Annotated in this window: 16 protein-coding genes and 1 tRNA gene; 5 read left to right on the plus strand and 12 right to left on the minus strand. The window is 60.8% G+C overall.

Features of this window, described 5'->3' with window-relative positions:
- Positions 1-29: 29 nt before the first annotated feature.
- From trpS to VN623_RS09310, 10 genes are all read right to left on the minus strand, one after another.
- Positions 30-1067: a tryptophan--tRNA ligase gene (gene trpS, locus VN623_RS09265; protein ID WP_325570349.1), complete on the minus strand. Its 1038-nt coding sequence runs from the start codon at positions 1065-1067 to the stop codon at positions 30-32.
- Between the two features lie 68 nt (positions 1068-1135).
- A complete protein-coding gene (murJ, locus tag VN623_RS09270; protein ID WP_325570351.1) occupies positions 1136-2722 on the minus strand; it encodes a murein biosynthesis integral membrane protein MurJ in 1587 nt (528 codons plus the stop codon).
- Positions 2723-2914: 192 nt separating this feature from the next.
- A complete protein-coding gene (locus tag VN623_RS09275; RefSeq protein WP_325570353.1) occupies positions 2915-5716 on the minus strand; it encodes a [protein-PII] uridylyltransferase in 2802 nt (933 codons plus the stop codon).
- Entirely contained in the window at positions 5713-8544 is a 2832-nt protein-coding gene (gene mutS, locus VN623_RS09280) for a DNA mismatch repair protein MutS (protein WP_325570355.1), read from the minus strand. Before mutS ends, VN623_RS09275 begins: the two co-directional genes overlap by 4 nt.
- 204 nt (positions 8545-8748) lie before the next feature.
- Positions 8749-9717 (minus strand): GNAT family N-acetyltransferase, encoded by a 969-nt coding sequence (locus VN623_RS09285; protein ID WP_325570357.1) that lies wholly within the window; start codon positions 9715-9717, stop codon positions 8749-8751.
- Between the two features lie 78 nt (positions 9718-9795).
- The gene (locus VN623_RS09290) at positions 9796-11592 is read right to left on the minus strand and encodes an ATP-binding protein (RefSeq protein WP_325570359.1); all 1797 of its coding nucleotides are present in this window, start codon (positions 11590-11592) and stop codon (positions 9796-9798) included.
- Positions 11593-11741: 149 nt separating this feature from the next.
- Positions 11742-11972, minus strand: coding sequence for a Trm112 family protein (locus VN623_RS09295; protein WP_325570362.1), 231 nt, complete (start codon positions 11970-11972; stop codon positions 11742-11744).
- Positions 11973-11998: 26 nt separating this feature from the next.
- Positions 11999-12682, minus strand: coding sequence for an LON peptidase substrate-binding domain-containing protein (locus VN623_RS09300; protein ID WP_325570364.1), 684 nt, complete (start codon positions 12680-12682; stop codon positions 11999-12001).
- Positions 12683-12713: 31 nt separating this feature from the next.
- The gene (trxA, locus tag VN623_RS09305; RefSeq protein ID WP_325570366.1) at positions 12714-13628 is read right to left on the minus strand and encodes a thioredoxin; all 915 of its coding nucleotides are present in this window, start codon (positions 13626-13628) and stop codon (positions 12714-12716) included.
- A gap of 27 nt (positions 13629-13655) precedes the next feature.
- The gene (locus VN623_RS09310) at positions 13656-14153 is read right to left on the minus strand and encodes a prolyl-tRNA synthetase associated domain-containing protein (RefSeq protein WP_325570368.1); all 498 of its coding nucleotides are present in this window, start codon (positions 14151-14153) and stop codon (positions 13656-13658) included.
- 168 nt (positions 14154-14321) lie between these two features.
- Between VN623_RS09310 and VN623_RS09315 the strand changes: the two genes are divergently transcribed.
- Positions 14322-14396, plus strand: a tRNA-Gly gene (locus tag VN623_RS09315).
- Positions 14397-14486: 90 nt separating this feature from the next.
- Here the strand turns inward: VN623_RS09315 and VN623_RS09320 are convergent.
- On the minus strand, positions 14487-15230 hold the full coding sequence (locus VN623_RS09320; RefSeq protein ID WP_325570370.1) for a hypothetical protein: 744 nt from the start codon (positions 15228-15230) through the stop codon (positions 14487-14489).
- A gap of 322 nt (positions 15231-15552) precedes the next feature.
- Between VN623_RS09320 and VN623_RS09325 the strand changes: the two genes are divergently transcribed.
- From VN623_RS09325 to VN623_RS09340, 4 genes are read left to right on the plus strand one after another with little or no spacing between them, the layout of a single operon-like run.
- Complete coding sequence (locus VN623_RS09325; RefSeq protein WP_325570372.1) at positions 15553-16173, plus strand: LemA family protein; 621 nt, start codon at positions 15553-15555, stop codon at positions 16171-16173.
- 36 nt (positions 16174-16209) lie between these two features.
- Positions 16210-17067, plus strand: a complete 858-nt coding sequence (locus VN623_RS09330) for a TPM domain-containing protein (RefSeq protein ID WP_325570374.1) — start codon at positions 16210-16212, stop codon at positions 17065-17067.
- A gap of 37 nt (positions 17068-17104) precedes the next feature.
- Entirely contained in the window at positions 17105-17725 is a 621-nt protein-coding gene (locus tag VN623_RS09335; protein ID WP_325570376.1) for a TPM domain-containing protein, read from the plus strand.
- Positions 17726-17781: 56 nt separating this feature from the next.
- Positions 17782-19245, plus strand: coding sequence for an MFS transporter (locus VN623_RS09340; RefSeq protein WP_325570378.1), 1464 nt, complete (start codon positions 17782-17784; stop codon positions 19243-19245).
- Positions 19246-19255: 10 nt separating this feature from the next.
- Here VN623_RS09340 and purH read toward each other — a convergent pair.
- The coding region (gene purH / locus VN623_RS09345; RefSeq protein WP_325570380.1) for a bifunctional phosphoribosylaminoimidazolecarboxamide formyltransferase/IMP cyclohydrolase at positions 19256-20801 on the minus strand (1546 nt) is incomplete at its 5' end.

The following is a 20801-nucleotide window of genomic DNA, read 5'->3' on the forward strand; positions in this document are numbered from 1 at the left end:
ACGCCCGACCATTGCCGCCGCTCGACCGTTCAGCTTCTGATGAAACCGACGATATCCTTGACCTTGGCCATGACCGGAGCCGCGATGACACGCGCCCGGGCCGAACCATCGGCCAGAATGCGGTCGATCTCGGCCGGATCATGCATAAGCTTTGCGGCCTCCGCGCCGATGCGGCTGACCTTCTCGGTCGCGACTTCCGCGAGTACCTTTTTGAATGCAGAGAACTGCTGGCCACCGAAATCCTTGAGAACCTCCGCCATCGGCTGGCCGCTGAGCGCGGCATAGATGCCGACGAGATTTTCGGCTTCGGGACGGCCTTCGAAGCCCTTTTCGTCGCTCGGAAGTGGTTCGGTATCGGTTTTCGCCTTCTGAATTTTCTTCGCGATCGTATCGGCGTCGTCGCTCATATTAATCCGCGATAGATCGGAAGGATCCGACTTCGACATCTTTTTCGTACCGTCGCGCAGGCTCATGACACGAGTCGCGGGGCCGGTGATGATCGGCTCGGGAAGCGGAAAGAAGATACCATCCGAGAAACCTTCGGCGATGATCTCTTTCGAGAAATCGTTGTTAAACTTTTGCGCGATGTCGCGGGCAAGTTCGAGATGCTGCTTCTGATCGTCACCGACCGGAACCTGCGTCGCGCGATAGGCCAGAATGTCGGCCGCCATCAGATTCGGATAGGCATAAAGCCCAACGGACGCCTGCTCTTTGTCTTTGCCGGCCTTCTCCTTGAACTGCGTCATGCGGTTGAGCCACCCGAGCCGGGCAACGCAATTGAAGATCCAGGCAAGCTCGGCATGAGCGCTGACCTGCGATTGATTGAAAAGAACGCTCTTCTTGGGATCGAGACCGGCTGCGATGTAGGTCGCGGTCACCTGCCGGATCGCATTCTTGAGCTCAGCCGGATCCTGCCAGACAGTGATCGCGTGCAAATCGACGACGCAATAGATGCACTCGTGCGTCTCCTGCATCTTGATCCAGTTGATCATCGCGCCGAGGTAATTGCCGAGGTGGAGACTGCCGGTCGGTTGCATGCCGGAGAAAACGCGCGGCGTAATTTTCATGTGAAGAGCACCATGTTGTGGGAACGGCCTTATCGCGTGCCAGCGCCCGAGTGGCAAGCCTGAGTACTTCAGCCTTTGCCGCCACGTCCGATCAACATCCCGAGCTGCCGCATCGACATGACGCCCGATGCCATGATGACCACGCCAAATACAGCCAGTCCGATGCCGATCTCGACACCGAGCGCGGACGTCTTTTCGACGAACCCGCTACCCGCGTCGAGGTATGGCGCAAGGTGATGGCTCGCGACCAGAAGACCGGCAACCATCGCGAGGCTCGCGACGATGATCAGCGGCACGTTGCGCCGCAGCCTGGCATCGGTCACAAAATCGTTGCGTTTGCTGAGCGTCGACCACAGCAGATACGCATTGAGCCAGCCGCCGAGCGTCGTAGCGATGGCGATGCCGAGCTGCGGCAGCATCCCGAGTTCGCGCAGCAGGAAGAACAAAACGATGGAGCCGATCGTATTCGCCGTCAGGCTGATCGCTGCGTAACGCATCGGCGTCGTCGTGTCTTCGCGCGCGAAGTAGGCCGGCGAGAAAACCTTGATCATCACGAACGCCGGAACGCCAAGCGCGAACATCGCGAGCACTGCGGCCGTCGCCGCCGTATCCGCCGGCTTGAATGCGCCACGCTCGAACAGCACGCGGACGATGTCATAGGGTATGACGGCGAGCGCCAGCGCCGCCGGGATCGTCAACAGTAGCGCGAACTCGAGCGAGCGGTTCTGGCTGTCCATGACGGCGGCCGTATTACCGGCGCGCAGCTGGCGGGCAACATCCGGCAGAAGCACGATGCCGACAGCAATGCCGACGATCGCCAACGGCAGCTCATAAACCCGGTCCGCATAGTAGAGCTGCGATACGGCGCCTGGCTCCAGCGACGCAATGACCGTCCCGATCGCGATGTTGATCTGCGTGACGCCGCCGGAAATCACTCCTGGCACGCCGAGACGAATGAGATGGCGCATATCGTCCGTCATCCGCGGTCGTCTGAAGCCGAGCGTCAGACCGGCACGCCGCATGCCCCATATCAAGACGACGAGTTGCAGGAAACCTGCGACGAACACTGCCCAGGCCTGGATGACACCGGCTTCCGGTTCGGCTCTGAACCCGAGCCATAGCGAAAACAGCGTCGCGACCATCATCACGCCGTTGAGCACGATCGAGACGGAAGCGCTTTCCACAAAGCGACCGACTGAATTCAGCGCTCCCGACATCAGCGCCACGATCGACATGCACAGCAGGTAGGGCATTGTGATGCGCGTTAGGAGCACCGACAGGTCGAACTTTTCCGGTACCGCATCGAAGCCCGGCGCCAGGCCGTACATCAGAAACGGCATCGCCAGCTCGGCCACGATCGTAACAATCAGCAGAATGAACAGCAGACCTGCCATCGCCTCTTCGGCGAAGCCGCGCGCCGCATCGCGTCCTTCACCTTCGAGTTTTTTGGCAAAGATCGGCACGAACGCCGAATTGAACGCCCCTTCGCCAAAAAGCCTGCGAAACAGGTTCGGAAAGCGGAAGGCGACGACGAACGCATCGGCCACCCAGCCCGATCCGAGCGTGGCGGCAATCAGGATGTCGCGCAGAAAGCCGAAGACGCGGCTCAGCAGCGTCAATCCGCCGACGGTAGCGAACGATTTATAAAGCTTCATCGGATGAGCGGGGTAATGGTGTTCGGGTTCAGGGGCAAGGGCGGTCGCTTGACCTCTTAATTTGGCCTGAACCCTGCGTCATCAGGCACACTTCTCTAGCCGAGCTCCTTCTCGAGCCGGTGGGTTTCGGGCCCTGGGTACCCGGCCCGGTTGGCCGGATCGTGACGGTCAGCCGTCTTTTTTTGCTGTGGTTTAGCTGCCGGCCATGCCTGGCACGACCTTGGCGCGTTCTTCGTCCGCAAGAATGGATTGCAGCCGTGCCCGGATCGTCCTCTGTCGCGCCTCGCTGACGATCTGCTTGCCAGTGAGGTCCGTCACGTAGAAGACGTCGACGGCCTTCTCGCCGAATGTCGTGATGTGCGCCGAGGCGATATCGAGCGACAAATCCGAAAGAGCCGATGTCAGGTCATAGAGGAGACCCGGGCGATCGCGGCCCGCAACTTCGACGACGGTGAGCCGCTCCGATAGCCCATTGTTGATGACGACTTCCGGCTCGACCGTAAAGGCGTTACCGCCTCGCGCACTCGTGCGCCGCCGCCGTTCCAGCAGCGCCGGGAGCTGATCGTGACCGTTGAGCAAGCGTTGGATGGTACTGGAAATGCGGTCGGCGCGCCGCAGCTCGTCTTCGTCCTCCTGAAACTCACGGTTGAGCAGGAACGTGTCGAGCGCATAGCCATCACGGGTGGTCGTAATGTGGGCGCCCGCGATATTGGCGCCTGCCGCTGCACACGACCCGGCAAAAAGTGCCAGAAGCCGCGCATGGTTTGGCGCAAAAATCGTCAGCTCCGTGATCGCTGTGAATGAATCTGTCTTGACCGTCGTGGCGAGCTTCGTGTGCGACTGCGTGGCGTCGCGAACTACCTGCGCATGCGTCAGCTGCGTCGCGAGATCGGTCCGCAGCCAATAGTTCGCATAGTGACGGTCGATGAAGGCGTTGATCTCCTGCACCGGCCAGTCCGACAAGGCATTGCGTAATGCGGCTTGCGCCTGTTCTATGCGCTCGCTTCGCGGAATTTGCGTATGACCGCCGGCGACCAGCGGCTCCGTTTCGTGAAAGAGCGTGCGCAGCAACTGCCCCTTCCAGCCGTTCCAGACGCCGGGACCGACGGCCATGATATCGGCGCACGTCAAGACCAAAAGCAGCTTCAACCGCTCGGGGCTTTGCACGATATTGGCAAACGCTCGGATCGTCTCGGGATCGGAAATATCGCGCGAATGAGCGAAATTGCTCATCGTCAGATGCTCCGTGATGAGCCAGGCGACAAGTTCGGTCTCGGCGGGCATCAAACCGAGGCGCGGGCAGAGCTTGCGGGCTATCCGCGCTCCGACGATCGAATGATCTTCCTTCCGGCCCTTGCCGATGTCGTGCAGGAATGCTGCGATAAACAACGCCCGCCTGTTCTGAATGGAACCGAAGACCGCGGTTGAAAGCGGCAGCTCGGCGGCAAGTTCGCCCCGCTCGATGGCAGCGACGTTGCCGAGGGTCCGCAGCAGGTGTTCATCGACGGTATAGTGATGATACATATTGAATTGCATCATCGCCACGATGCGGCCGAACTCGGGAACAAACCGGCCTAAGACGCCGGCTTCGTTCATGTGCCGCAGAGACACTTCAGGATTGCCCTGCGCGGTGAGCAAAGACAGAAAAATCTGATTGGCTTCGCAATTTTGCCTCAGATCGTCGTCGATCAGCCGCAATGACGCTCGCAGCAGACGGATCGCGTCGGGATGCAGATAGGCGCCGGTGGTCGCGGCATGCGCGAAAAACCGAATGAGATTGACCGGGTCGCGCGTGAAGACTTCAGGGTCGGCGACGTTCAGCCGATCGTTGTCGATACGGAAGTCGGTTTTCTGGCGAACCTCGCGCCGCATCTTCCAATTGAGCGGACTTAAGAGTCGCCGGTATCTCGGCGTAGTTTTCAGTTGCTGCATTTCGAGCGCGCCGCAAAGGATCGTCGTCAGATCTCCGACGTCCTTGGCGATCAGGAAGTAGTGCTTCATGAAGCGTTCGACGGCCCTCATTCCGCCACGCGACGTATAACCGAGGCTCTGCGCCATTGCCGGTTGCACTTCGAACGACAACACTTCTTCGGGGCGGCCCGTCAAGAAATGCAGGAAACAACGCACCCGCCAAAGAAAATCCTCGCAGCGCCGAAACGTCTGCACCTCTTCCGGCGTGAAGATGCCGGCTTCGACGGCTGCCGTACCGACTTCCTGTCCGAAAATATATTTCGATAGCCATTGCAGCGTATGGAGATCGCGGAGGCCTCCCTTCCCGTCCTTGATATTGGGCTCGACCTTGTAGCGGCTCTCGCCGGCCCGCCGCGTCCGCTCGTCCCGCTCGGCCATTTTGGCGTCGATGAATTGTCGCGCGGAACCCTTCACCACCTCCGAGCGGAACCGTTGTTCGAATTCGTCAAAGAGCTGCGCGTCGCCAAGTATCAATCGCGCATCGAGAAGCGCCGTGCGAACCGTGATGTCGGCCTGCCCGTACTTCAGACACTGGTCGACGGTGCGCGTCGCGTGGCCGACCTTGAAGCCGAGATCCCAGAGCAAATAGAGCATGTACTCCGCGACGCTCTCGCCCCACGGGGTCTGCTTGTACGGCAATAGAAAGAGTAGATCGATGTCGGAGCCCGGCGCCAGCAGACCGCGCCCGTAGCCGCCGGTCGCAACGATAGCCATACGCTCGGCTTCCGACGGATTGGTGGCGCGGTAGACGTGCGTGACCGTGTAGTCGTAGATCAGCCGGATCAGTTCATCCTGGAATTGGTTGAGGCCGGCCGCACAGCGCCGTCCGTTGCCATCAACCTCGAGTGCCGCTTGGGCGGCGTGACGTGCATTTCTAACGATGGTCTTCAGGCTTTCGAGAACCTGCACCCGCGCTTCCGCTAGCGTCGTGGTGGCATTGTAGTGTGCGGTCAATTCGAGACGCGCAGCGTGGCCGTCGAAATAGGGCGGCGGGATCAGTCTGTTTTGCGCGTCATCAGTCAAGACTTCGTCTTCTTCGCGTTGTCGGCAAGAGCTTTGAGTTCATATAGTTTCTCAAGCGCCGCCTTGGGCGACATCTCGTCAGGATGCATGCCACTCAGTACCTTTTCAACGGCCGAAAGGGGGACGTCCGTCGCGCCGCCGCGAGGCCGCGCCGCCGAAAATAGCGGCAGGTCGTCGATACCATCATCTCCCAGGCGAGGACGCCGATCGGCCTTTTCGAGCCGCGTCAGGACTTCGCGCGCCCGCTCGACGACCGTATGAGGAAGTCCGGCCAGCTTGGCGACCTGGATTCCGTACGAACGGTCTGCTGCCCCGGCCTTAACCTTATGCAGAAAAACGATCGTATCCTGCCATTCCGCGACGTCCATCGTGACGTTGGTGATGCCGTCGAGGCGTCGCGCCAGCGCCGTCAGTTCGTGGTAGTGGGTCGCAAATAGCGCCCGCGCCTTCGTGACGGAATGCAGGTATTCAACCGTCGCCCAGGCGATGGATAGGCCGTCGAACGTCGCGGTGCCGCGGCCGATTTCATCGAGAATGACCAGCGACCGCTCAGTCGCCTGATTGAGGATCGCCGCCGTCTCGACCATCTCGACCATGAACGTCGAGCGGCCGCGCGCCAGATCGTCGGACGCCCCGACACGCGAGAATACCCGGTCGATGACGCCGATGTGGGCGCTCCGCGCCGGTACATACGAGCCCATCTGCGCCATCACCGCGATCAATGCATTCTGGCGCAAGAACGTCGACTTGCCCGCCATGTTCGGGCCCGTTACCAGCCAGATGCGCGCTTCCGGAAGCTCGTCGAATCCCGGCGGCGCGCTCGAACCGCTTCGCCCAAGCACGCAGTCGTTTTCAATGAAGGTGCTCGCCTCCGTCTTGGACAATGCCTGCTGCACGACGGGATGGCGTCCGCCACGGATTTCAAAAGCCAGACTGTGATCGACGATGGGACGCGCGTAGCCCTGCTCGAGCGCCAGTTGCGCGAGCGACGCAAAAACGTCGAGTTCTGCCAGCGCCGTCGCGGCGGCGCCGAGTGCACCTCCTGCTGCCGCGATGGTCTGAGTGAGATCGGCGAAAATCTCCTGCTCCAGATTGAGCGCGCGTTCGCTTGCGGACGCGATTCGGCCTTCCGTTTCGAGAAGCTCCGGCGTCGCGAAGCGCACGGCGTTGGCCATCGTCTGGCGGTGCCGGAACTTCTCGCTCAACGGTGGCGACAGAAGTGGCTTTGCATTGAGCTGGCTCACTTCGATGAAGAAGCCCAGAATATTGTTGTGACGAATTCGCAAGGTCTTGATGCCGGTCTCGGCGATGTAACCGGCTTCGAGTTCCGCCATCACCTTGCGACTGTCGTTGCGCAAGGCCCGAGCCGCATCGAGATCGGCGTTGTGGCCCTCCCTGACGAAGCCGCCGTCTCGGCGCAACAGCGGCGGATCATCGACAAGCGCGGTCTCGAGCGCTGTGACCAGGGTCGCCGGTACCGCGCTCAACCGCTCGCACACCGATTGCAACTCGACAGGTAAAGCCAACGGGCCGGCCGTTTCGCCAAGTAAAGCGGCGGCATCGCGAGCAACGCCGATCGCATCGCGCACGGCGGCTACATCGCGCGGCCCACCCCGTCCGAAAGCCAGACGCGGCAAGGCGCGCGCCAGATCGGGCGCCGTACGAAGCTCAAAACGCACATCGTCGATGAGCCTGCGGTTGGTCACCAGGTAGGTGACAGCATCGAGCCTTGCGTCGATCGCACCCGAGTCGGTCAATGGGCTCGACAGCCGCGCTTGCAGCTCCCGCGCCCCGCCGGCCGTCACCGTCCGGTCGATGGCCCCCAAAAGTGTCGACGATTTCTCACCGGACACGGATTTGACGAGTTCCAGGCTCGCGCGGCTCGCCGCATCGATAGAAAGACCGGCGCCGCCTGCTCTCTTTGGCGCTCGAATGAGCGGTTTCCGACCCATTTGTGTCAGGTCGACGTACTTCAGAACGGCAGCGATCGCGGCAAGCTCGGCCCGCGAAAATGTGCCGAAGCCCGAGAGGTCGGCGACCCCGAGACACGCCTTCAGATCGCGAGCGCCGGCTTTGGGATCGAAATAAGCCGACGGGATCGGCGTCGGTTTGCCGCCTGAGTAGTCGACGGATCGCGTGAACATCGGGTCGGCCAGCAGCCCGTCCGGCGCCAGCACTTCGCCCGGCGCCAACCGGATCAACTCGCCCGCCAGATCGAGACCCGTCACCTCGGAGATCTCGAACTCGCCCGTCGAAATATCGAGCGAAGCGACGGCCAGCCGCGATTCCGCCGCCATGGCCCCGAGTTCGTGCGGCGTCTCGCAATAGACCGCAGTCAGGTAGTTGCGTGCCTTGGCATCGAGGAGAGCTTCTTCTGTCAGCGTCCCAGGCGTGACGAGACGCACGACGTCCCGCTTGACGACGGCCTTGGCGCCGCGCTTTCGCGCTTCGGCCGGATCCTCGAGCTGCTCGCAGACCGCGACGCGATAACCGTGCTTGATCAGACGTTGAAGATATTCGTCGGCCCGATGCACCGGCACGCCGCACATCGGAATATCCCGGCCCTGATGCTTGCCGCGTTTGGTCAGAACGATCGACAGGGCCTCTGAAGCCGCAACGGCATCTTCGAAAAAGAGTTCGTAGAAATCGCCCATCCGATACCAGAGCAGGCTATCGGGATTTGCCGCCTTGATCTCGAGATACTGCGCCATCACCGGTGTCGCATCGGCAAAGGCTGCGGGCTCGCCTTCGACGTGCGAGACTTCGGCTACGGCTTCGCTTGCGAATTCTGCCGGGCCGGGCTTGCGCGGTTTTTCGTTTCTGGACATCAGGATGTTCGTTCGAGTTCGACACGCCGGGCTTCATCGGGGATATTCTGAAGCCAGACGCCCCCGACCAAAGTCGAGGCCATCCATAGGTTGCGGACACGTCTCCCGCAACCTGTCGCGTCGGTTCGGATCAACAGATGTTGATTATGATCTGCATCGTGGCGCGCGGCCCACGGCCCCGGCGCGAATAATTGCTAGAAGTCATTACGCGTCGGCTGCAATCCGGCTTTTGGTTTCGTCCGGCGTGCCGTAATGCTCGAAATAGCGCGGATCGATCTTCTCCACCGGCATGATAATGAGCACATCGGTCGTGCCGAATTGCCGGTCGATGACAGCGCCATCGCCGACGAAAGCGCCAAGCCTGAGATAAGCCTTGATCAACGGCGGCATCGCCTTCATGGCGGCTTTGGCATCAAGAGAGCTTTTCGGAATAAGACCCATCTCAACATGAAGGGAATCGTGCGCGCGGCAGCGCCATTCGGCCGGCGCCAGCGCATGATGATGCAGGAAGCTCAGCGCCATTGCGTGCGTATTCGGATCGGTGCCTTCGAAGCTGGCGCAGCCGATCATTACATCGATGCGGTTCTCGCGGACATACGTCCAAAGACCGTGCCAGAGAAGCTCGACGGAGCGTTTGTTGCGATAGGGCGCAAGCACGCATGAGCGCCCAAGCTCCATGAAGCTGTAGTCGTGCGATTTTGCGCGAAGAAGGGCGCCAATATCGTACTCCGCCGCCGAGTAGAACCCCGGACCGCGCTCGGCGATTTCCTGCCGAAGAATGCGATAGGTGCCGACGACCTTCGGCCGTTCGGGGCGGCCGTGCCGGCGCGGCGTCGTCTGATCGAGATCGACGACGAGCAAATGATCGCAGATGGCATCGTAGGCGTCTTCGTCCCGGCGGCGAAACTGCGCAAGGCGCGTCGGAGTGGCCGACATCTCCTCGAAGAAAACCTGGTAGCGCAGCCGCTGTGCAAGTTTGATCTCCGACCACGTCCGCGCCAGACGGACCTCGAGATTGCCGACGCGGCCATAAACCTTCGGCTCTATATCGCGTGCAAATGCCGTGAGCCGGCGCGACTGCGATCTGAGAGCTTCCAACGCCGCAAGGCCGGGTGGAAATTTTACCGGGAATTCAGAGCGCCGCTTGCCGCGATCCGCAATCGCCTGCCACATCGCTGAAGAACCTCGCCAGTTGCCTTGCAATGCGGCTAGCACGATTCCGTGACAGTTTTGAGATTCGAATGCTGGCGCTCACGCCGCAGGCGACGTTTTGCCTATCCGCTGCGGAGCCCATCGCAGTAACAAATCTTCCAGATGCTGCGCATCGAAGGGCTTCGCTAGATAGTCATCCATGCCTGCCGCCCGGCAGCGTTCGCGGTCCTCGGGAAATGCATTGGCCGTCAGCGCAATGATCGGGGGGGAAGTTAGGCCCAGGTGCCCGTGCTCGGCGTAAAGCGATTTGATGGATTTTGCAGCCATCAGGCCGTCGATGCCCGGCATCAGTACGTCCATTAAAATGAGATCGAGAATAGGATTACGGCGCTCGATTGCTTCCCAAACGGCGGCGATCGCCGAACGACCATCCTTGACGACGATGGCTTTGCCCCCGGCGCGCTCGATGACTTTGCGGGAGAGTAGCGCATTGATTTCGTTGTCCTCGGCAACGAGCACGCTGAATGTGCCGCCTACGGGCGCCCGCCTTTCCTTGACCGGCTTTATGATCGCGCCTCGCGTCACCCTCGGCCGGGCAGCGATACCCGCCGCTCCACTTTCCGACTCCGCGATTTCGAAGCGCAAAACCGCGGTGAACGTCGCGCCCTCGTAAGGCGCACCGCGGGCAATGATGTCGCCACCCATCGCACGCGCCAGCCGCCGAGAAATCGCGAGACCAAGTCCGGTACCACCGGGCTGCCGGCCTGCGGCCACCTCGCCCTGCTCGAACTCCTGGAACAATTGCAGCATCATGTCGGACGGAAACCCGATTCCGGTATCCTCGACCTCGATCGCTATTCTGACCGAACCGCTAGGCGCAGTCTGACGCCGCGCCAAAGCGAGATGAAGCTTGACGCTGCCGTTGTCCGTGAACTTCACCGCATTGAAAAGCAGATTCAAAATAATCTGACGAACGCGCATTTCATCGCCGCGAACATGATCCGGAACATCCTCGGCCACTGTTGACGTCAGCAACAGACCTTTCGCGCTCGCTTGCGGTGCAACCAGCTGCACCGCTTGCGCCACGCAGGTTCTGAGTGAGAACGGCTCCTTGGAAATATCGAGCTTGCCGGCCTCGATCTTCGAAAAATCAAGAATATCGTCGATGAGACCGAGCAAGGCGCGCGCCGAATCTTCGACAGCGCGTGCATATGTTCGCTGCTCGTCATCGAGATGCGTATCGTGCATCAAACTGATCATGCCGAGGATACCCGTCATCGGCGTGCGGATTTCGTGGCTCATCGAAGCCAGAAAGCGCGATTTCGCGCGGCTCGCTGAATTGGCCTGGTCGCAAGCCTCTTTCAGCCCCTCTTCCGCCGCGCGTTCGAGGGTCACGTCACGGCCAACGCTTTGGACTTCCGGTTCGCCGAGATCGTTGCGAACTTTCGACTCGTCCCAGGCGATCCAGCGCTTACCGTTGCGCGTGCGCAAAAGTTCGAAGCGGCGATGATTGCCAGATGGCTTCGCCGGGACCTCCGTCCGAACGACAGGCGGCTGGAACATCGACCCAACCACGTCTTCGCGGCGAACGTCGAAGGCCTTGCAAAATGCGGCGTTGGCGAACACGACATGGCCGTCACCGGATCTCCGCACGATGAAATCCTGCTGCGCATCGAGAAACTGCCGATAGTGAGACGCGCAATCCGCGAGTTCCCAATGCGCGTCTTTGATTTCTTCGAGCTTTTCAATGTCCCCGTGTTTGCGGCCGCTAAAGCGGAACGCAATCGCGGAAAGCCACGTGCGCCACGTTTTCGGCCAACGCGCACGACGCGCAAGCGCCACAGGCGCAGAAGCGCCCGCCTCAGCGGAACGCGAGTGAGATGTTTCGTGAAACAATCCGGCCGGCCCCCTTCAAACGTGCGGCCGACACTCGTCCTCTGACGTTTTATAAAATCTTAAGGAATGTAGTTAACCGCCAAATCCGATCTAAAGTCGTGGCCAATTCCTTTAAATTTATCATGCTTGCAATTTTGTCGGGAACGGCACTAGCGGCGCTTCAGATCTTCGTCCGTCAGCTTGCGCGCCGCGTCCTCGATCATCAACGGAACGCCATTCCGAATTGGAAAGGCCAGGCCGGCTGCTGTGCTGATCAGCTCTTTTGCCGCCGCATCGTAGATCAATGTCGTCTTCGTCAGCGGACAAACCAGCAGTTCGAGCAGCTTCGGATCAACGGCGTTCGCTTGGCTGTCTTGCGTTTCAATACTATCCGCCGCCATCGTTCAGCGCTCCTCAGCCCGGTCGATTATTGCAGCGTCGTGCCGCTGCTGCCGTTCGTCGCCAGATCGATTTCGGCAAGCGCGACGAGAACTTCGGCGCGCGATCGCAAATCCTTTGCTTCGAGCAAAGCCTGCTTTTCTTCAGGACCATACGGGCACATCACCGACAACGCATTGATCAGAAATTCGTTCGAGGCGCGCTGGATAGTCGCCCAATCGGTCTTTAGACGATTGGCCTCGAGGTAGGTCTTGAGCACGCGCAGAAGGTTCTGCCGATCGACGAGTTCCTCTCCCAGTCCCTCGGTCAGATCGCTGGCGAACCTGTCGTAGCTGACGCTCATGATGCGATAGGGTGCGTCCGCCTCCGTTTCGCCAAGGCACTCGAAGCGCACGATGCCCGTCAACGTGATGATCAAACGCCCATCGTCCAGCTCCTGATAGGACGTCACGCGACCGGCGCAACCGACCGAGCGCAGAAGTGCCGTTTTTTCCAGCGGACTTTCCTGGTCGTCGTCATCTGAAACGACTGGTTGCAGAATACCGATGACCCGGGCGCCCGACATCACGGCCTCGATCATCTCGAGATAGCGGGGCTCGAAGATATTCAGCGGCAGTGTCGCGCGCGGCAACAGGATGGCGCCGCGGAGCGGAAATACAGGAATCCGCGGCGGCAAATCGGCCGGGCGCCGATAGCGATCCGTAAGTGTCACGTCGCATTGTCTCCGCTGGGCGGTCGCAAATTCAACTGAAAAGCGTCGTTGATAGCCGCCGGCGTCCCTCCGCGACCAACGGCTCCTTGGGGCCCCACGCATCGAAAAGCTGCAGAAGTTGCTTGCGCGCTGCCTCTTCGTTCCATTGGCGGTCTATCCTGACGAGATCGAGCAGAAGATCAAGAGCTTCGGCCCTCTCGCCATTCGCCGCAAGGCCAACGGCAAGGTCGAAACGCGCCTGATGATCCCCGGAATCGTAGCTGAGCCGCTTCCTCAACGCGCTCAGATCACCGGCGCCGGCGCCCTTTTCTGCGAGCAGGATCGCCGCCTCAATACTTTTGACGGCCGCAATCTCTCTCTTGTCAGGCGGCACGAGCGCAAGGGTCTGCTTGGCCCGCTCGACGTCGCCACTTTTCATATAGCACGACGCAAGGCCCGCCAGGGCTTCGGCATTCGTGCGATCCTCCTGCAGGACGGTCGCGAAGATTTCTGCCGCACCCTGAAGATCGCCTTGCTCCAGCAATTCCTCGCCAGCTTTCAAAACCTCTCCTAGCCCCAGCTCGGCATCGTCAGCAACGAGGCGATCGATGAACGCCTTGATCGCACTTTCGGGCTGAACGCCGACGAAGCCGTCGATCGGCTGTCCATCGCGAAACGCCAGCACCGTCGGCAACGACTGCACACGCAGCTGCGCGGCCACGGCCTGGTTCTCGTCGACGTTGATCTTCACGAGCCGGACTTTGCCGTTATAGCTGCGAACGATTCTCTCGATGAGCGGCGTCAACTGCTTGCACGGGCCGCACCAGGACGCCCAGAAATCGATGACGACAGGGACCGACTTCGAGGCGTCGATCACATCGGCCTTGAATGATGCGGTCGTAGCATCCTTGATTGTATCCGCCGCACCGGGCTGACCCGGCGCGGGCTTTTTCGTACCAAAGTCCATTGGCTCAATCTCCTCGCCGCCCACAATTCATGCGGCGGTCAGTACCATGACTCGCGGTTCATGGCCGGTCGTGCGAATGAACCGCAAAAGGTCGTCACGCGCAATGTTGGTCGTTGCGGTGTTTTCAAGCGGGTGACAGTTCACGCGGTCGTCGGCCATCAGCGCCTGATCGAATACGACCTTCACGCGCCTTGCGACATCGTTGACGACGGCGAATGCCGTGACGGAACCGGGTGTCACGCCGAGCGCTTCCATCAGCAGTTCGGGCTTGCCGAACGAGAACCGCCCGGCGCCAAGACGCTTTGATAAGGCTTTGAGATCGACGCGTGTTGTGCTTTTGGCAACAACGAGAACAAGCGTGCCCTCATCATCCTTAAGAAAGAGGTTCTTCGTGTGCCCGCCGGCCAGTGGAATTTCGATCGAGCTGCTGTCCGCCACCGTGAATGCCGGCGGGTGCTCTATCGTCTGGGTCTCGATGCCAAGACTGGCTAGTTGCGCAAAGAGCTGATTGCGAGTGAGGCGCATTTTGGTCGTAATTCTCCAACTTGCATGCTGCAAGACGCCGTTCGAGCCGCCTCGACGCTTTCGGTAGCAGCCGCCTTTACGGAGGTCGACCCAGCCCTTGCATTGGTTTGGCACTTGCGCCATAAGGCGTGTCTCCCAGCGCCGCAAGGTGCTGACGAAACTGGAAATGCGGGTGTAGCTCAGGGGTAGAGCACGACCTTGCCAAGGTCGGGGTCGAGGGTTCGAATCCCTTCGCCCGCTCCAGTTGCGGTCTCGTTCTACGGCTGCAATCGGCGCGACAAAAAGGGCGCACCCACGGGTGCGCCCTTTGTCATAGGCGTCGCGCGGACTTTCTTACCAGCGATCAAAACCTGGGCGTGACCGCGACCAGGCGTACCCACCGGCTCGAACGAGCACCGTCTCGCGAGCCACACCGACAACCGGGGGATGATAGAACACGCCCACGGAGGCGGGCCGGACGACGACCGACCGACTGTACAACGCATGGACCGGCGGCTCGTAAACACGTTGAGCACTGCCCGGCCGGATGAGCACGGGCACCGCGACGGTCCCGTAAACCGGGGCCGTCCTGTGTGCGATACGGCGCGCTGGTGACACAATAACTTCACGGACGACCGTGCGCGTCTCCGGTGATCCAACGACCTTGCAAAGTTTTTCGCGACCGAACAGATCGCGGCGGCGTTCCCACCGGATGCCGCCCCGAGAGACGACAACCCTTTGCGTGACCCGCCGGGTGATGGGCGGAATCACGTCATAGGTTCGGCTCGCGGGCGCTACGACGACGCGTTGCAGCCTCGTGCCGTAAACGGGTGGAGTCATCGTCCAACGCCAGCGGCCAGGCCGCACCTCAACCGGTGTCGTGTAGCGTCCGTATAGCGCAGGCGCCGGCACCACCTCGCGCCAGCCGGGGCTAACCAGAACAGGCCTCGTCCGCGTCGCATAAACGTCTGGCAGCCGCACCTTGTTGTAGCATTCGATGGTGCGATCGCCGCAGCCATCGCCGAAAGCGAGAGTTGGACTTGCCGCGACGATGCTAAGTGCGACGGCTATGCAGGCCGACGCCGCAAACTTCCACATTTCGGACCTCATGAGAAACAAACACCAGGGTGCCCTGCCCACCAACCCCGTCAAAGAAGAGATAAATCGTGCAGATCGGACGCGGAAACCGGTCTGTTCGATCGGCTATTCAGCAAGTAGCCGCCTGATGCGAGTCTACCCGAAGGCTTGTTATTTCCGAAGTCTTGGCCGGAAGCTTGGTAAAGCTGTTAAACGTTGTAGAGGCGTCAAGTATTCGTACGATCACTTGAATAGAACCGCGTAAACTCATACGACGGTTGGCGAGGCTTCGAGGCCGAGAGTTCATTGCCCAAGCTGTCGATATAAAAGGATGGTCCGAGTCATGAACCAAACTGCAAACGGCTTTGTCGTACGTCCGCTTGGATTTCTCGCGGTCATCATCGCAGCGCTCGCCATTTCCGGCTGCGGCGTCAACAACATCCCGACCTACGAGCAATCGGCCAAAGCCGCGTGGAGCGAAGTCCTCAACCAGTACAAGCGCCGCACGGATTTGATCCCGAACCTCGTCGAGTCCGTGAAGGGTTTCGCCGATCAGGAAAAATCCGTACTGACCGAAGTGACCGAAGCCCGCAAGCAGGCGACGAACATTCAATTGCCTCCCGATATTCTGACGAACCCCGAGGCGATGAAGAAATTCCAGGATGCTCAGGCGACGCTCGGCGGCGCACTCGGCAGGCTGATGGCGGTCGTTGAGCGTTACCCCGACATCAAATCAGGTCAGAACTTCCTGGCGTTGCAGAGCGAGCTTTCCGGAACCGAAAACCGCATCGCCATAGCCCGGCGCGATTACATTCAGTCCGTCAGAGCTTTCAACACCGAGATCACGACGATCCCCGGGCGCTGGTGGAAAGCGATCCTCTATCCGCAGGCCAAGGAAATGGCGGCATTCGACATCCCGGCCGAAGATCAGAAGGTGCCGAAAGTCGATTTCAGCAAGCCGTAACGCCGAGGCGCCCTAACATCAGCAGGAATGTCTCCGATGGCAGGCGCCGCGATCGCCACTCGGTCTTGGGCGTTACGAGATCAGCCTCGCAGCGGTGTCCGCAAATGCTTGCTGATGGCGCTGGTTGCGCTTGTCGCGCTCATTTCTCCGGTGATCGCGGAACCGACTTATCCCGAGCTTACCGGCAGAATTACCGATCAGGCGGGGCTATTGACGGCGGCCGATAAGGCCGACATCGAGAGTCAGCTTGCTTCCCTCGAACAGACTTCGACCGACCAGCTCGCGGTCGTGACGGTCAAGTCGCTCGACGGCTACTCGATCGAGGATTACGGCATCGGCCTCGCCCGCAAGTGGGGCATCGGACAGAAGGGCAAGGATAACGGCATCCTGCTCATCGTCGCGCCGAACGACCGCAAAGTCCGTATCGAAGTCGGCCGCCGGCTCGAGCCGATGATGACCGATACTATGTCGACGCTCATTATCGAAAACGCGATCCTGCCGAAATTTCGGCGCGGCGATTTCGGCGGCGGCATCAAGGACGGCGTGCGCGATATCAAGACCGTTCTGCTTGGCGACGCTGAGGAAGTGAAGCAGCGCGCCGGAGGCGCACGCAACCCTCAAAACGATCCGACCGTGATGCTGCATGTGATCATCTGGCTACTGATCGTGGCACTGATTGTCTGGATCAATTATCGCAATCTGCGCAGCGTCGGCGCCGGCCAGACGATGGGACCAGATGGCCGACGCCGCATGCGACGCAACGGCGGCATTATCGTGATTCCCGGCGGGTCGGGAAATTGGGGTGGCGGCTGGTCGGGCGGCGGCAGCGGTGGCGGTGGTTGGTCCGGCGGCGGTGGCGACTTCGGCGGCGGCGGAGCTTCAGGTGGCTGGTAGCAATGACGACTGAACAGCAAACCGGCGGATGCGAACAATGAACTTCATCAGCGCCAAAGACGCCGAACGGATCTCCGCGGCCATTACGGACGCAGAGCGCGCCACATCGGGAGAGATCGTTGCCGTTGTTGCCGAGCAAAGCAGCCGCTATCAGCACATACCCTTCATGTGGGCGGCTCTGCTGGCGCTGATCATTCCGTGGCCCCTCATCCATTTTACTTGGATGAATGTGCAATGGATTTTTCTAATCCAGCTGCTGGTATTTCTCGCGCTTCTGGTGCTCGCGTGGCCTGCCAAAGTGCGGATGGCGCTGGTGCCGAAGTCAATCGCGAATGCCAACGCCCGGCGCCGGGCCAGCGAGCAATTTCTTGCCCAGAACCTGCACACGACGACCGGCCGGACCGGCGTGCTGATTTTCGTTTCAACCGCTGAGCAGCGCGTCGAGATCATCGCCGATAGCGGTATCGACGCGAAGGTGCCGAAGGGGACGTGGCAAAACATCGTCGATGACTTCACGCGCGAGATCGGCGAAGGACGCGCGGTCGACGGCTTCGTTCACGCTATCGAACGGATCGGCCGCCATCTCGCCCAGCATTTCCCGCCGGGCTCTCGAGACCCCAACGAACTCTCCGACCATCTGATCGTTTTGCGGAACTGACGCCGTTTCGTGCTAGTGACGCCAGACGGTTGAAAAAGCATCGGAGGGGGACGACGATGTCGACGGTTGATCTCGGCAGTTTAGCGGCCGAAAGAGCATCGACGCTCACCGGAGACGTTGTTCGGGCGCCGCTTCGAGCGCGCACCTCATGGATGCTGTTCGACTGGGCGACGCAGCCGCACTACACGCTGGTGCAGACGTTTCTTTTCGCGCCCTATTTCGCCAACGCCATCGTCGATAACTCGGTCTGCGGTACGCTCATTGCGCAAGGCAGCGAGAAGGCGGCCTGTGGTCAGGCACTCTGGGGCTACGCAGCATCTGTTGCGGGCCTCTTGATCGCCATCGTCAGCCCGTTCCTCGGCGCAGCCGCCGACGGTCGCGGCGCTCGCAAGCCCTGGATGGCCGGGCTCTCATTGGTTTTTCTCGCTGGATTGAGCACGTTGTGGCTCGGCCAACCCGGTATCGGCTTTTCGACGATCCTGATCGTGCTTGGAGGCTTCGTCGCGGCAACGCTGGCCGCTGAATTAATGAGCGTCTTTTCGAATGCAATCATGACCGGCCTCGTCCCGAAGGCCGAGCTGGGGCGCCTCTCGGGTAACGGCTGGGCCGTCGGCTATTTCGGCGGACTGGCGAGCCTCGCACTCGTAGCGGGCTTCCTCGTGCCGATGCCGGGCGAGGCCAAAACGCTGTTGGGATTCGATCCACTTTTGCATCTCGACACGGTCGCGCATCAAGCCGACCGCATCACTGGGCCGTTTGCGGCCATCTGGTTTGCGATCTTCATCATTCCGTTTTTTCTGTTCGTCCCTGACCGGCGCCCAGCGGCGGCGCTCGCCCATCCGAAGCGATCGGCGGCGGCTGAACTATGGGACACGCTCAAGTCATTGCCGTCGATGCCGAGCCTGTTGATCTTTCTGCTCGCCCGCATGCTCTACACCGATGGCCTCACCGCCATCTTTGCATTCGGCGGCATTTACGGAGCATCCGTCTTCGGATGGGGGCCGCTGGAGCTTGGCATCTTCGGTATTGTGCTGACGCTCGTCGGTGCCTTCGGCGCCCTGATCGGCGGCGGCCTTGACGATCGGCTCGGTCCCAAGACGGTGATCGTGTTCGCGCTACTGGCGTTGATCGCAGGCGCCGTCGGCATTCTCTCGGTCGACAAGACGCATATCCTGTTCACGACGGACGTTGCCGAGAAAATCGCCGGTTCAAAGCCGTTCTCGGCCATAGGCGAACAGGTGTTCTTGGGATTTGCAATTCTCGTCGGCCTCGTCGCCGCGCCGGTGCAGGCGGCAAGCCGCTCGCTGCTGGCCCGTTTGGCACCGGCTGAAAAAATCACGCAATACTTCGGGCTCTTCGCATTCTCGGGGAAAGTCACCGCGTTTCTGGCGCCGTTTGCGGTCGCCCTCGTGACACAGGAAACCGGCAGCCAACGCATCGGCATGTCGGCCGTGCTGGCGTTCCTACTCGTCGGCGTCGTGATGATGCTGTTCGTTCGAACGGGCGCGCGATCGAACTAGTCGCGATCCGCTAATGTCGGAAGTGCCGCGTGCCGGTGAAGACCATCGCTAGGCCGCGCTCGTCGGCAGCTTTGATGACATCCTCATCGCGCATCGATCCCCCCGGCTGGATGACGGCAGTGACGCCCGCCTCGGCCGCCGTAATGAGACCATCGGCAAACGGGAAAAATGCATCGGAGGCGACGACCGCACCGACGGTCAACGGCGCGTCGAGCCCTCGCGTCTTCGCGGCTTCGGCCGCTTTCCAGGCTGCGATGCGAGCAGAATCGACGCGGCTCATTTGACCGGCGCCGATGCCGACTGTTGCTCCGTCCTTGGCATAGACAATGGCGTTCGATTTGACGTGCTTTGCAACCTTGAACGCGAACTTCATGTCCGAGAGTTCAGCTGCCGATGGTTTGCGCTTCGAAACGACCGTCAACTCCAAATCATCGGCGTTGCGCGCGTCGCGCGATTGAACGAGGAAGCCACCGGCCACCGACTTGACGAGCAAGCCGGGCGCGCGCGAATCCGCGAGACCGCCGGTCAGCAAGAGCCGCAAATTTTTCTTCGCCGCAAAGATCGCTTTCGCTTCGTCCGTGGCGTCGGGTGCTATCACGACCTCGGTAAAGATCTTGGTGATCTCCTCTGCTGAGGCGCGATCGATCGGCTGATTGAGAGCGATGATGCCGCCGAAGGCGCTGACCGGATCGGACTCCAAGGCATTTAGATACGCATCCTTGAGCGTCTGCCCGACCGCGACACCGCACGGATTGGCGTGCTTGATGATGGCGACGGCAGGTGTCTTGGCGTCGAATTCGCAAACGAGTTGAAACGCTGCGTCCGTGTCGTTGATGTTGTTATAGGAGAGTTCCTTGCCTTGCAGCTGATTGGCCGTCGCGACGCCGGTTTGGCTGCAGTCGGAAACATAAAGCGCCGCCGCCTGATGCGCGTTCTCGCCGTAGCGCAGCGCTTGCCCGAGCCTGCCGCCGAAGGCCCGCCACTCGGGTGTTTCGGATTTGAGCTCTGTCGCAAACCAGTTGCTGATCGCCGCGTCATAGGCGGCCGAACGCGCGAACGCCTTGGCCGCGAATTCTTTGCGAAATGCCAGCGTCGTCGCACTGTTGTTCGCGGCGATTTCCGCAAGCAGGCGCTCGTAATCCTCGACCTCGACGACGACCGTGACACTCTCATGGTTCTTCGCCGCTGCCCGGATCATCGCCGGTCCGCCGACGTCGATGTTCTCGACGCACGCGTCGTAACCCGAACCCTTCAACACCGTTGCCTCGAACGGATAGAGATTGACGACTAGAAGATCGATCGGCGGGATTGCATGCTCGCTGGCGGACTTGTCGTGCTCGGCGTTGCCGCGGATCGCCAGCAACCCACCATGTACGCGCGGATGCAGCGTCTTCACGCGGCCGTCCATCATTTCCGGAAAGCCGGTCAACTCGGAAACGTCAGCGACGGCGAGACCGGCCGCCTTCAGTGCCGCCGCCGTGCCGCCCGTCGAGACGATCTCGATGCCGTGCGCTTTCAAGGCGGTCGCGAACGCTACGAGACCGGTCTTGTCGGAG

This window comes from Hyphomicrobium sp. (assembly GCF_035572195.1).
Taxonomy (GTDB): Bacteria; Pseudomonadota; Alphaproteobacteria; order Rhizobiales; family Hyphomicrobiaceae; genus Hyphomicrobium_B.